Origin of the sequence: Actinomadura geliboluensis, assembly GCF_005889745.1 — a bacterium.
GTDB classification, from domain to species: domain Bacteria; phylum Actinomycetota; class Actinomycetes; order Streptosporangiales; family Streptosporangiaceae; genus Spirillospora; species Spirillospora geliboluensis.
On the sequence record NZ_VCKZ01000266.1, the window covers coordinates 1 to 13,469 of the forward strand.

The following is a 13,469-nucleotide window of genomic DNA, read 5'->3' on the forward strand; positions in this document are numbered from 1 at the left end:
CCGCCCGCGTCGCGGAGGTCCTCGGCCAGGTCGGGCTCCCCGAGTCGGCCGCCGGCCGCTACCCGGCGCAGTTCTCCGGCGGGCAGCGGCAGCGCATCTCGATCGCCCGCGCGCTGGCCGCACGCCCGCGCTGCTGCGGCGGCTGCCGCTGCCGGCGGGGTCCATGGGGCCCAAGGCGGAGGCGGCGTGCCGCTTCGCCGAGCACCGCCGCGGCGCCGTCGCCGTGGTCGGCGCGCTCGCCGACGCGCCCGCGCTCCTGTCGGGGGCGGCGGGGACCCGGATCGAGGACAACGAAGGAGAACGGCATGAGTGAGCAGGTCGATGTGGTGGTGGTCGGGCTCGGCCCCGGCGGCGAGTACGCCGCGGGCGCCCTCGCCGAGGCCGGGCTGGACGTGGTCGGGATCGAGGCGGGACTCGTCGGCGGCGAGTGCCCGTACTGGGGATGCGTCCCCAGCAAGATGATGATCCGCGCCGGGAACGCGCTCGCCGAGGCGGGGCGCGTTCCCGTGCTGGCCGGCGAGGGCAAGGCGGTCCCCGACTGGAGCCGGGTCGCCGCGCGCGTCCGGTCCGAGGCCACCGACGGCTGGAACGACGAGGCGGCCGCCGACCGCCTGACGGCCAAGGGGGTGCGGCTCGTGCGGGAGCGGGGGCGGCTCGCGGGCCCGCGCCGGGTCACCGTCGGCGACCGCACGTTCGAGGCCCGGCGCGGCGTGCTCCTGGCGACCGGTTCGCAGCCGCGCATCCCGCCGATTCCGGGCCTGGAGGGGACGCCGTACTGGACGAACCGGGAGGCCATCGAGGCCGCGGAGATGCCGGCCTCCCTGCTCGTGCTCGGCGGCGGCGCGATCGGCGTCGAGCTCGCGCAGGTCTACGCCCGCTTCGGCTGCGCGGTCACCGTCCTGGAGGGCGGGGAGCGGCTGCTCGCCCGCGAGGAGCCCGAGGCCGGGGAGCTCGCCGCGCGGGCGCTGCGGGCCGACGGCGTCACCGTCCGCACCGGCGCCGGGGCCGTCGACTTCGAGCACGACGGGACGGCGTTCGAGGCCCTGCTCGAAGGCGGCCTGGAGCCGGTCCGCGCGGAGCGCCTGCTGGTCGCGACCGGACGCGGCAGCGACCTGGCCGCGCTGGACGTCGGCACCGTCGGCCTCGACCCCGCCGCCCGCACGGTGCCCACCGACGGGCAGATGCGGGCGGCCGAGGGGCTGTGGGCGGTCGGCGACATCACCGGCCGCGGCGCGTTCACGCACGTCTCGATGTACCAGGCGCAGATCGCCGTCCGCGACATCCTGGGCCGCCCCGGCCGCGACGCCGACTACCGGGCGCTGCCCCGCGTCACGTTCACCGACCCCGAGATCGGGGCGGTCGGGATCACCGAGCGGCAGGCGCGCGACCGGGGGATGCGGGTGCGCACCGGCCTGGCGCCGATCCCGGAGTCCGCCCGCGGCCGGATCCACGGCCCCGGCAACGCGGGGTTCGTCAAGCTCGTCGAGGACGCCGACCGCGGCGTGCTGGTCGGCGCGACGTCGGCCGGGCCGGCCGGCGGCGAGGTGCTGTACGGGCTGAACGTCGCCGTCCACGCCGAGACGCCGACCGATCTCCTCAAGCACATGATCTACACGTATCCGACCTTCCACCGGGCCGTGGAGGCGGCGCTGCACGCCCTCCAGTGACACCACCGAAAACCGTGCCCCGCCGTGGAGAAATCTTGACATTTCTACATGGGAATGTGTCACAGGGGCAGCCGATATCCGGTCATTAATCATGAGTCGATCGCCCCGCGATCGATCCGGGCCGGACGGCCGCCACGGGTGCGAACGGAAATGGCTCATAAAGCCGATTCACCCATTTCCGGCGCCGTCCGAACGGCCCGTCCATCGAACAGGAGAAGACCATGACCAGTTCTCCCGGCCAGCCGGCCGGCCGTCTCAGGAGGAGACCCGCCGCGGCGGCCCTCGTGCTGGCGGCCGCCCTCGTCCTGACGAGCATCGTCCAGACGCAGAGCGCGTTCTCCCAGGAGAAGCGGCATCGGACGGCGAAGCCCACGATCGTGCTCGTGCACGGGGCCTGGGCCGACGCGTCGAGCTGGAACAAGGTCGTCGCGAGGCTCCAGGACGACGGGTATCCCGTCGTGGCGGTCGCCAATCCGCTGCGGTCATTGTCCGGCGACGCCGCGTTCGTGCGCACCTTCCTGGAATCCCAGAAGGGGCCCGTCGTCCTCGTCGGCCATTCCTACGGCGGCGCCGTGATCACCAATGCGGCCACGGGGAGCGCGAATGTCAAGGCGCTCGTCTACGTGAACGCGTTCGCGCCGGACGAGGGCGAGTCCGCCACCGCGCTCGCGGGCCCGGATTCCGCGCTCTCGGTGGATCCGACGACCGTTTTCGACTTCGTTCCCGGCACCCTGCCGCCCACCCCGGCGACCGACCTCTACCTCAAGAGGTCGACCGTCTTCACCTCGTTCGCGACCGGGCTGGACGCGCGGGACAAGGCGCTCGTGACGGCCACCCAGCGGCCGGCCACGGTCGGCGCGCTCAACGAGCCGTCGGCGGCCCCGGCCTGGCGGGGCATCCCGTCCTGGTACCTCATCGGGAAGAACGACAAGATCATCCCGGCCGCCGCCGAGCGGGCCATGGCGAAGCGGGCCGGCTCCACGGTCGCCGAGTACGACGCCGGGCACCTCGGCCTGATCACGCAGCCCGGGACCGTCACCCGGGTCATCGAGCGGGCCGCGAGGTCGAGCGTCGGCTAGGGGTATGACGCACGGCCGGCGGGTCCGGACCCTTAAGGGACCGGACCCGCCTGGTCGCTTACCGGGGTCAGGCCGTCAGCCCGCTGCCTGCGCCGTCACCGAGGGCCTGGCGGAGCTGGTGGCGGGAGGTGATGTCGAGCTTGGTGAAGACCTTGCCCAGGTGGTACTCGATGGTGCGGGGGCTGAGGAACAGCTGCGCCGCGATCTCCGGATTGGAGAGGCCCTCCCTGGCCAGCCGCGCGATCTGGGCCTCCTGCGGGGTGAGCCGGACGGGCGCGCCGGCGGTGCGTCCGCGCACGGACTCGCCGGTGGCGGCCAGCTCGCGCCGGGCCCGCTCGGCGAACGCCCGCATGCCGATCGTCGTGGACATGTCGTGCGCGCTGCCGAGCTGCGTCCGCGCCTCGCCCCGCCGGCCCTCGCGGCGCAGCCACTCCCCGTAGAGCAGGTGGGCGCGGGCCAGCTCCGTCCGGAAGGAGGTGCGGCCCAGCCGGTCGATCGCTTCGCGGTACCGGTCATCGGCGTCATCGCCCTCGCTCAGCAGTGCCGCGGAACGCGCGTAGGTGCCCCTCGCCCAGTCGGTCTCGGCGATGCCGGTCGCCGCGGCGAGCCGGTCGAGCGCCTCCCGGGCGGAGCGCGTCCGCCCGGTCCGGCAGGCCGCCTCGATCAGCTCCGGCAGCGCCCACACCGACAGATGCAGTTCGGGCTCCTGCGCGGCGGCCCGGGCGTCGGCCAGCGCCTTCTCGTAGCGGCCGAGCCCGTTGTGCAGGATCGCCGACGTCCACCGCGCGTACTGGACGCCCGTCCCCTGCCCGCCGGCCCGGGCCTCCTCGATCACGGCCTCGATGAGCGGGACGGCCTCGTCCGCCACCCCGCGGTACCCGGTGAGGGAGAGGGCCCCGTAGTCGACGAGGTTGATGCCCGTCGCCGCCGCGAGCGCCCGCCCCTCCGCGACCAGCGCCGCCGCCGCGGCGAAGTCGCCGCGCCAGACGGCGAGGGAGGTGTTCGCGTTCACCCAGATCACCAGTTGGACGAGCATGCCCGCCTCGCGGGACGCCTGGAGCTCGCGGGCCATGATCGTCAGCCAGCCGTCCTCGTCCCACACCATGGGCGCGACGACCGCGGCCATCGGGCTCCATCGCTGGCGGTCCGCCGGGCTGAGGTCCTCCTGGGCGAAGACCCGCACCGTCTGCTTCAGCAGGGGCGCCGCCTTGGCACGGCCTTCGGTGATGAGGGCGGTCACTCCGTTCAGCAGCAGATCGGAGGGGCGGGGCGGGTCCACCGCCGGCGGGGCCGACCGCGCCTTGCGGGAGACCTCGTGGAGATCGGCCTCATCGGCGAACTCTCCGGCGTACATCGCGGCGTACCACGCGTCCACGTAGGTGTCCCGGGCGAGCGGGGCGTCCAGCGGTTCGAGCCGCTCGGCCGCCTTCACCAGCAGCACGGAGGCGTCGCCGCCCACGTTGGAGGCGAGCGCCATCTGCCCGCGCAGCAGGGCGGCCAGCGCCTGCTGGAACTCGTCCAGCGGTGCGGCGGACGCCACGGCGAGCAGCTCGGTCGCCGCGCCGAACGCACCGGCCTGGAGGTTCGCCCGCGCCGCCGCGAGAGCGCGCGTGGCCCGCGCCGCGGGCTCGGCCGTCAGCTCGACCGAGCGCTGCAGGAACGCCGCCGCCGAGGCCATGCCGCCGCGGGCCTGCGCCCGGCCCGCCGACCGCTCCAGCTCCGCCGCCACCTCCTCGTCGGGGCCCGCTGCCGCCGCCGCCAGATGCCATGCCCGCCGGTCCCGGTCGTGCTCGTGGTCGGTCACCTCGGCCAGCGCCCGGTGCACCGCCCGGCGCTCCGGCGGCGCCGCCGCCGAGTACACCGCGGACCGCACCAGCGGATGCCGGAACCGCACCAGCGTCTCGATCCGCAGCAGCCCGTCGCCGTGGGCGGCCTCCGCGGCGGACGGCGGGACCCCCAGGCGCTCGGCCGCCCGCCACACCAGCGCCGCGTCGCCGGCCGGCTCGGCCGCCGCGACCAGCATCAGCGTCCGCGTGTCGGCGGGCAGCTCCGCCAGCCGGCGGCGGAAGCCCTGCTCGATCCGCGCCGGGACCGCCTGCGCGCCGACCAGCCCGAACCCGCCGGCCAGCTGCGCCGGGCCGAGGCCGCGCGGCAGCTCCAGCAGCGCCAGCGGGTTCCCGTTCGTCTCGGCCAGGATCCGCTCCTGCACCGGCTCGTCGATGCGGAACCGGACCACCGACCGCAGCAGCGCGCGGGCCTCCCGCTCGGGCAGGCCCGGCACCTCCAGGTCCGCGAGCCCCCGGAACTGCTCGCCCGGGTCGCGCGCGGCGAAGAGCAGCCCCACCGGCTCGGCCAGCAGCCGCCGGGCGGCGAACGCCAGGGCCTGCGCCGACGCCTGGTCCAGCCACTGCGCGTCATCGATCACGCAGAGCAGCGGCTTCTCCTCCGCGGCGTCCGACAGGAGGGTGAGCACCGCCAGGGCGACCATGAACCGGTCCGGGACGCCGCCCTCGCGCAGCCCGAACGCGACGGCGAGCGCGTCGCGCTGCGGGCCCGGCAGGCTCTCCAGCCGCTCCAGCAGCGGCACGCACAGCAGATGCAGGCCGGCGAACGCCAGTTCCATCTCCGACTCGACACCCGCCGCCCGCGCGACCCGCATGTCCGCCGCGGCCTCGGTGACGTACTCCAGCAGCGCCGACTTGCCGACCCCGGCCTCACCGCGCACCACCAGCGACCGGCCGCGCCCCGCCCGCAGATCGTCCAGCAGCTCGTCGAGCGCCGCGCGCTCCCGCTCGCGGTTCAGCAGCCCCGGCCCCGCCTCGAATCGAGTCCCCATGCCCGTCTCCGCCACTTATTCAGCGGGGGCCCACAGGCACGGCATCCCCGGATGTCGACAGCCTCCGCATTTTAGAAGACCAGCCGGTTCGTTTGTCTGCACTCTTTCGAAGGTAACTTCATGTGACGAGGGTTCATCTCCGCGTACATGCACGTGGGAGCAGTGCGACAGGGATGGACGCCCGGCCGGCGAGGCGGGAATGGACGAATTCCCCGCCGGTGCCGGCCGTACCCGGATTCGGCGGCGGAATTGTCGCACGAATGGCCTTCGCCACCGATCGGAGGCGCGCTGAGGGCCGGTGGCGGTTGCGGATCAGGTGGAGTCGCGGACGATGAGCTCCGTGGGGAGGACCACCGGCTCCGCCGGCCGCTCGCCCCCGGCGAGGAGCATCCGGACGGCGGCCCGCGCCACCTCGACGACCGGCTGGCGGACGGTGGTCAGCGGCGGGTCCGTGTAACGCGCGGCGTCGATGTCGTCGAAGCCGACGACGGCGACGTCGTCCGGGACGCGGCGCCCCGCCTTCCGCAGCGCGTGCAGGGCACCGGCCGCCATCAGGTCGTTCGCCGCGAACACCGCGTCGAGACCGGGGTCGTCCTCCAGGAGTTGCGCCATGGCCGCCGCCCCCGACTCGCGGGTGAAGTCGCCCAGCGCGGCCAGGGACCTGCGGTCGGTGCCGGAGAGGACCTCGCGGTACCCGGCGAGCCGGTCCAGCCCGGCGGACATGTCGGGCGGGCCGGTGATCGCGGCGATGCGCCGCCGCCCCGTGGCCAGGAGGTGCTCCACGGCGGCGCGCGCGCCGCCGACGTTGTCGGCGTCGCAGTACGGCGGCCTGGCCGTGGACACGGGGCGGCCGTGCGACACGACGGGCACGCCCGTCCGCAGGAGGGCCGCCGGCAGCGGGTCCGCGCCGTGCTGGGAGAGCAGGATGACGCCGTCCACATGCCGGCCCGCGACGTACCGCTCCACCCTCGCCTGGCCCGCCGGGGTGGACGGCATCATGAGCACGACCTGCTTGTCGGCGGCCTCCAGCTCCTGGCTCACGGCGCGGACGACCGACAGGAAGAAGGGGTCGTCGGAGAACACCCGCGCGGGCGGCTCGGAGACGACGAGCCCGATCGACCCGGTGCGCTGGGTCACCAGGCTGCGGGCGGCCGAGTTCGGGATGTAGCCGAGCTCCTCCACGGCGCGCAGGACGGCCGTGCGTATCCGCGGGTTCACCGTGGCGGAGCCGTTGACCACGCGCGACACCGTGGCCCGCGAGACCCCGGCCCTGGCCGCCACGGCCTCCAGCGTGGGACGTTTCATGCCCGCCTCTCCACCATCAGGGATCGACCTTACGCGCGCCGGCCGGGCGCGAACCCGCGCCTTCACGAGAGAGCGATTTCTCGAAAAGAGCAAAACCGAGTTGGTGAACATAGGAGACCTGGTCATAGGCATATTCGCAAGCTCTCGACCGCGAGAGAGCGCTCTCTCGACCTCTTGACGGAGGTCCCCGGGCGGGTGACATTGAGCGCACCAGAGGCAGGCACCCCGCGCTTGCTCCCACCCTCTCTGGAGGTTCCCGCCATGACCCCACCGAGACGTCCCCGGTTCTGGCGCCGGCCCGCGCTCGCCGTGCTCGCCGCCGCGCTCCCGGCCGCGGCCGCGGTCGCCGTCGCCGTGACGCCGCCGACGGCCGGCGCGTCCGTCCCGCCGCCCCCGTCCGGCTGGAGCCTGGTCTGGAGCGACGACTTCGACGGCGCCGCCGGGGCACGTCCCTCGGCGGCCAACTGGATCATCGACACCGGCCACGGCTACCCCGGCGGGCCGGGAAACTGGGGCACCGGCGAGATCCAGAACTACACCGCCGACCCCGCCAACGTCAGCCTGGACGGCGGCGGCAACCTGCGGATCACCCCCGTCAAGACCGCTTCGGGCGAGTGGACGTCGGCCCGCATCGAGACGCAGCGCACCGACTTCAAGCCCGCCGACGGGCGCGTGCTGCGCATCGAAGGGCGCATCCAGATGCCCAACGTGACGGGCGCGCAGGCGCTCGGCTACTGGCCCGCGTTCTGGGCGCTCGGGTCCCCGTACCGGGGCAACTACCAGAACTGGCCGTCGATCGGCGAGTTCGACATCATGGAGAACGTCAACGGGATCAACTCCGTCTGGGGCGTCCTGCACTGCGGGACGAATCCGGGCGGCCCCTGCAACGAGACGAACGGGATCGGCGCGAGCCGCGCCTGCCCGGGGACGTCCTGCCAGGGGGGCATGCACACCTACCGCTTCGAGTGGGACCGCAGCGTCAGCCCCAACCAGCTGCGCTGGTACGTGGACGGCCAGCAGTTCCACAGCGTCGGCCAGAACCAGCTCGACGCCGGGACGTGGGCGAACATGACCGGCCACGGCGGCTACTTCCTGCTGCTGAACGTGGCCATGGGCGGCGGGTTCCCCAACGGCGTCGCCGGGCGCGGCACGCCCACCGCGGACACCGTCTCGGGGCGTCCCATGCTGGTCGACTACGTCGCGGTCTGGCAGAGCGGCGGCTCGACCACGCCGCCGCCGACGGGCGACACGGTCGACGCCCGCTCGACGATCCAGGCGGAGAGCAGCGACGCGCAGTCGGGCACGCAGACGGAGACCACGACCGACACCGGCGGCGGCCAGAACGTCGGCCACATCGGCAACGGCGACTGGCTGCGCTATGACCGCGTCGCGTTCGGCGGCACCCCGGCGACGCAGTTCAAGGCCAGGGTCGCCTCGGGCGCGGCGGCCGGGGTCAGCGGCCTGGTGCAGGTGCGGCTGGACAGCCCGACCGGCCCGGTGATCGGCGACTTCGCGATCGCGAACACCGGCGGCTGGCAGAGCTGGCGGACGGTCCCCGCCAACATCGCCGGAACGACCGGCACCCACACCGTCTACCTCACCTTCAGCAGCGGCCAGCCGGCCGACTTCGTCAACGTCAACTGGTTCACCTTCGCGAGCTGACCCCTCCACCGCCCGGCCGCCGTCCCACCGAAAGGCCGGCGGCCGGGCCAGTTCTTACGGACTGCGAACGGCCATCCGCCGGCGGGGCGGACGGCGGCCGAGCGGCCGTACAGTCCCAGGTAAGTGATCTTGAGAGCGCCGGTAGGGCGGCTTGGGGGGACGCATGGAGCCGGTGATCCGGGTTCGGAATCTGCGGGTGGGCGGCCGGGAGAAGGCCGCGGGCGTGTCGTTCGACGTGGCGGCCGGGGAGGTCTGCGCGCTTCTCGGCCGGCCGGGGTCGGGCAAGACGGCCGTCCTGGAGGCGGTGGCGGGGCTGCGGCGCCCCATGTCCGGGTCGGTGCGGGTGAAGGGAGTCGACCCGTACGGGGGCCGGGACGGACTCCGCCTGGGCGCGGTCTGGCGGGAGGGCGGCGACCATGCGGGCTTCACCGTCGAGGAGATCGCCGAGTCCTTCCGCCGCTGGACGCTCGACCCGCTGACGAGTGCGGACGCGCTGGAGCTGACCGGTCTCGGCGGCCTGGCGCCGGTGCGCTTCGAGCGGCTGACCGCCGGGCAGCGGCGCCTGCTGGATCTGGCGCTGGCCCTGCTGAACCGCTCCGACGTCCTCTTCCTGGACGATCCCCTGGCCGGCCTCGACAGCGGCACGGTCGAGCGGATCTGGGCGGTGCTGCGCGATCTGGCGGGCTCGGGCGCGGCGATCCTGCTCTCCACGCGCTCCCTCGCCGAGGCGTCCCACGCCGACCGGACCAGCGTCGTCGACGAAGGCCGGGCGGGCCCCCGCGCGGTTTCTCCGCGTTCACAGGCCGCGTAGCCGCCGACCCGCACGATCTTCGCGGTCACCGAACGCCACCCGGCCCTCAGTTTTCATGCGGCGGGGCGCGTTCGGGCTGGTGAGCGGGGCCCGCCATGAAAGGCGGACGCCGGGCGTTGACGGATCGAAGCGCTTCGATCAGCCTCCTGGGCACCGGGACACCAAGGAGGCGCCATGCCCGCACGAAGATCGTTGACCGCCGCCGTCGCGGCGGCATTGGCCGCGCTCGCGCTGGTCGCCGCGATGGTCGCGGTGATGGCGGCGGTCGCTCCCCGCCCCGCCGCGGCCGCCGAGACCTACACCTGGCGGAACGTGCGGATCGACGGGGGCGGGTTCGTGCCCGGCATCGTCTTCAGCCGCAAGGAGAAGAACCTCGTCTACGCCCGCACCGACATCGGCGGCGCGTACCGGTGGGACCAGGCGAACGGGCGGTGGATCCCGCTGCTCGACTGGGCCGGCTGGGACGAGTGGGGCTACAACGGCGTGATCAGCCTGGCCGCCGACCCGGTGGACGCCGACCGGGTGTACGCGGCGGTCGGGATGTACACCAACGACTGGGACCCCAACAACGGCGCCGTGCTGCGCTCGGCCGACCGGGGCCGGACATGGGACATCGCGGAACTGTCGTTCAAACTGGGCGGCAACATGCCGGGACGCGGCATGGGCGAACGGCTCGCCGTCGATCCCAATGACAACCGGGTGCTGTATCTGGGCACGCCGGAAGGGCATGGTCTCTGGCGCAGCACCGACCGGGGTGCGACCTGGGCGAAGGTGAACAGTTTCACCAATCCGGGCGACTACTCCGACGATCCGAGTGACACGACCGGTTACGCCAGTCATCGGCCCGGCGTCGTCTGGGTGACGTTCGACGAGAGCACCGGAACGTCCGGCACGCCCACCAAGACGATCTACGCGGGAGTCGCCGACAAGGCGAACACCGTCTACCGGAGTACGGACGCGGGCGCGACGTGGGAGCGCTTAGCGGGTCAGCCCACCGGCTACATCGCGCACAAGGGCGTACTGGACGCGTCCAACCACGTGCTTTACATCGCCACAAGTGACACGGCCGGTCCTTACAGCGGCGCCAAGGGCGATGTGTGGAAGTACAACACGCAGTCGGGCGCGTGGACGCAGATCAGCCCTGTGCCGTCCAGCAGTTCCGACGACTATTTCGGCTACAGCGGCCTCACCGTCGACCGGCAGCACCCGGGGACGCTGATGGTGGCGACGCAGGTGTCCTGGTGGCCCGACATGATCATGTGGCGGAGCATCGACGGCGGCGCGTCCTGGACGCGCATCTGGGACTGGACGAGCTACCCGAACCGCAGCTTCCGCTACACCCAGGACGTCTCCTCGGTGCCCTGGCTGACCTTCGGGACGAACCCGGCGCCGCCCGAGGTCACGCCGAAGCTCGGCTGGATGAACGGGTCGGTGGAGATCGACCCGTTCGACTCCGACCGGCTGATGTACGGGACGGGCGCGACGATCTACGGCACCGGGGACCTCACCCGGTGGGACGCCGGCGGCAAGATCACGATCAAGCCGATGTTGACGGGGCTGGAGGAGACCGCCGTCCTCGACCTGATCAGCCCGCCGTCCGGCGCGCCGCTGGTCAGCGGGCTCGGCGACATCGGCGGGTTCCGGCACGCCGATCTGGGCGCGGTGCCGTCGTCGATGTTCACCCAGCCGGTGTTCACCAGCACGACCAGCCTCGACTACGCCGAGGGCGACCCGAGCGTCATGGTGCGGGCGGGGAACTTCACCGATTCCGACCGCCCAAACGACAGCCATGTCGCGTTCTCGACCGACGGCGGGGCCACCTGGTTCCAGGGCACCGAGCCGAGCGGCGTCAACAGCGGCGGCACGGTCGCGGCGGCGGCGGACGGGAGCCGGTTCGTGTGGGCGCCGGGCGACGCCGGGCAGCAGGTCGTGCACTCGGCCGGGTTCGGCAACGCCTGGAGCGCGTCGTCCGGCGTCCCGGCCAACGCGATCGTCGAGTCCGACCGGGTGAACGCGAGCAAGTTCTACGCCTTCGCCGGAGGACGGTTCTACGTCAGCACGAACGGCGGCCAGTCGTTCGCGGCGACGGCGGCGTCCGGGCTGCCGTCCAGCGGCGTCCATTTCAAGGCGCTGCCCGGCAAGGAGGGCGACATCTGGCTCGCCGGTGACACCGGCCTGTTCCACTCGACCGACTCCGGCGCGAGCTTCACCAAGGCCGGGGGCGTCTCCAAGGCCGTGAACGTCGGGTTCGGCAAGGCCGCCCCCGGCGCGAACTACCCCGCGCTCTATCTGGTCGGGACGGTCAACGGCGTCACCGGCCTGTTCCGGTCGAACGACGCGGGCGGTGCCTGGACGCGCGTCAACGACGACCAGCACCAGTACGGCAACGCGGGCGAGGCCCTCACCGGCGACCCGCGCGTCTACGGCCGCGTCTATCTCGGCACGAACGGGCGGGGCATCATCTACGGCGACACGTCCGACACGACGCCGTCGAGCCCGCCGGTGACCAGCGACCCGCCCACCACCGACCCGCCGTCCGACGGAGGCTGCACGGCCACCTACAAGACGACCGGTTCGTGGGGAGGCGGCTTCCAAGGCGAGGTCACCGTCAAGAACACCGGGACGGCCGCGACCAAGGCGTGGAAGGTGTCCTGGACGTTCGGCGGCGGCCAGTCGGTGTCCCAGTTCTGGGGCGCCAAGGTGACGCAGGCCGGTGCGTCGGTCACCGCGGCGAACGAGTCCTGGAACGGGACGCTCGCGCCCGGGGCCGGCACGACGTTCGGTTTCATCGGCACCGGTTCGCCCGAGTCCGTCACTCCCGCCTGCGGCGGCGAGTGACACCGGGGGGCGGGACGGCCGGGCGCGCTCCCGTCCCGCCCCCTTCAGCCGCCGCCCACGAGGGCCGCCTCGGCGGCCGGCGCGGCGGGCGGCCCGGGGAACGGGACGCCGAGCAGGCGGAGCAGCGGCGCGGCCTTGACCGCGGTCTCCACGAACTCGTCGGCCGGGTCCGACAGCGCGGTGACGGCGCCGCCGATGCCGAACTCGACGCGCCCCGGCGTGGCGACGGCGGTGCGGATCACGATGCTGAAGTCGGCCGCCCCCGACAGCGAGAAGTAGCCGAGCGCGCCGGAGTACACGCCGCGCGGGCCCTCCTCCAGCCGGTCGATGATCCGCATGGTGCGGATCTTCGGCGCGCCCGTCATCGAGCCGCCGGGGAACGCCGCCCGCACGCACCGCACCGCCGAGACGTCCGGGCGGAGCCGGGCCCGGACCGTGCTGACCAGCTGGTGGACGGTCGTGTAGCTCTCCACGGCGAACACCGGATCGGCGGTGACCGACCCGGTCTCGGCGACGCCGCCGAAGTCGTGCCGGACGAGATCGACGATCATCAGGTTCTCCGCGCGGTCCTTCGCGCTCACCGCGAGGTCCGCGCGCAGCCGCCGGTCCTCGGCCGGGTCGGGCGAGCGCGGCCGGGTGCCCTTGATCGGCTTGGACTCGGCCGCCCCGTCCGCCGAGACGCGCAGGAAGCGCTCGGGCGAGGAGCTGAGCACCGACAGGTCGCCGAACCGCAGCAGCGCTCCGAACGGCACCGGATCACCGCGCCGGAGGCGGCGGTAGAGGTCCCACGGGTCCGCGCGGACGGCGGCGGTGAGCATGTTCGTCAGGCAGACCTCGTAGGTCTCGCCGGCGATGATCTCCCGCAGGCATTCCGCGATCTTGTCGAGGTAGCGGGGGCGGCCGTGCCTCAGGACGATCTCGGACGGCGCCGGAACCGGGCCCGGCTCGTCCGGCGGCGCGAGGTCCGCCAGGCGGGTCTCCATGGCGTCCAGCCAGGCCAGCGCGTCGCGCTCGTCCCCGGCAGGGCAGAGCGCCAGCAGGTGGACGGCGCCCTCCGCGTGGTCGAACGCCACGGCCCGGTCGGCGAAGACCATGGCGGCGTCGGGGTGCGGTGAGGGGTGCGCCCGCGTGCCGCCGGTCTCGGCCTTGAGCTCGTAGCCGAGGTAGCCCACCCAGCCGAGCGCGAACCCGAACGGCAGGTCCGGGACGTCGGCCGCGTGGGCGCGCAGGTCGGCGTCGAGCCAGTCGAAGAAGGACGCCCGCTCGACCCT

9 protein-coding genes are annotated in these 13,469 nt (G+C 73.6%); 6 read left to right on the plus strand and 3 right to left on the minus strand.

Annotated elements, in window-relative coordinates; translation table 11 throughout:
• Nucleotides 1-163 precede the first annotated feature (163 nt).
• The 3 genes from ETD96_RS45150 to ETD96_RS29575 all read left to right on the plus strand — a co-directional run bounded on the left by ETD96_RS45150 (nucleotide 164) and on the right by ETD96_RS29575 (nucleotide 2,746).
• Nucleotides 164-313 (plus strand): hypothetical protein, encoded by a 150-nt coding sequence (locus ETD96_RS45150; protein WP_171069293.1) that lies wholly within the window; start codon nucleotides 164-166, stop codon nucleotides 311-313.
• Nucleotides 306-1,667 (plus strand): dihydrolipoyl dehydrogenase family protein, encoded by a 1,362-nt coding sequence (locus tag ETD96_RS29570; RefSeq protein ID WP_138639783.1) that lies wholly within the window; start codon nucleotides 306-308, stop codon nucleotides 1,665-1,667. The genes ETD96_RS45150 and ETD96_RS29570 overlap by 8 nt, the downstream gene beginning before the upstream one ends.
• Nucleotides 1,668-1,888: 221 nt before the next feature.
• Nucleotides 1,889-2,746, plus strand: coding sequence for an alpha/beta fold hydrolase (locus tag ETD96_RS29575; RefSeq protein ID WP_138639777.1), 858 nt, complete (start codon nucleotides 1,889-1,891; stop codon nucleotides 2,744-2,746).
• A gap of 67 nt (nucleotides 2,747-2,813) precedes the next feature.
• On the opposite strand, the gene ETD96_RS29580 is transcribed toward ETD96_RS29575, so the two are convergent.
• Both ETD96_RS29580 and ETD96_RS29585 read right to left on the minus strand, forming a co-directional pair.
• The gene (locus ETD96_RS29580) at nucleotides 2,814-5,582 is read right to left on the minus strand and encodes a helix-turn-helix transcriptional regulator (RefSeq protein ID WP_138639778.1); all 2,769 of its coding nucleotides are present in this window, start codon (nucleotides 5,580-5,582) and stop codon (nucleotides 2,814-2,816) included.
• Nucleotides 5,583-5,894: 312 nt separating this feature from the next.
• The gene (locus ETD96_RS29585; RefSeq protein ID WP_138639779.1) at nucleotides 5,895-6,887 is read right to left on the minus strand and encodes a LacI family DNA-binding transcriptional regulator; all 993 of its coding nucleotides are present in this window, start codon (nucleotides 6,885-6,887) and stop codon (nucleotides 5,895-5,897) included.
• 261 nt (nucleotides 6,888-7,148) lie between these two features.
• Here ETD96_RS29585 and ETD96_RS29590 point away from each other — a divergent pair, with 261 nt between their 5' ends.
• The 3 genes from ETD96_RS29590 (at nucleotide 7,149) to ETD96_RS29600 (ending at nucleotide 12,198) form a co-directional block, all read left to right on the plus strand.
• On the plus strand, nucleotides 7,149-8,549 hold the full coding sequence (locus ETD96_RS29590) for a glycoside hydrolase family 16 protein (protein WP_138639780.1): 1,401 nt from the start codon (nucleotides 7,149-7,151) through the stop codon (nucleotides 8,547-8,549).
• A gap of 163 nt (nucleotides 8,550-8,712) precedes the next feature.
• On the plus strand, nucleotides 8,713-9,360 hold the full coding sequence (locus tag ETD96_RS29595) for an ATP-binding cassette domain-containing protein (protein ID WP_240808319.1): 648 nt from the start codon (nucleotides 8,713-8,715) through the stop codon (nucleotides 9,358-9,360).
• Nucleotides 9,361-9,534: 174 nt separating this feature from the next.
• A complete protein-coding gene (locus ETD96_RS29600; protein WP_138639781.1) occupies nucleotides 9,535-12,198 on the plus strand; it encodes a cellulose binding domain-containing protein in 2,664 nt (887 codons plus the stop codon).
• A gap of 44 nt (nucleotides 12,199-12,242) precedes the next feature.
• On the opposite strand, the gene pabB is transcribed toward ETD96_RS29600, so the two are convergent.
• Nucleotides 12,243-13,469 (minus strand): aminodeoxychorismate synthase component I (gene pabB, locus ETD96_RS29605; RefSeq protein ID WP_138639782.1); only part of this gene is annotated, 1,227 nt, incomplete at its 5' end.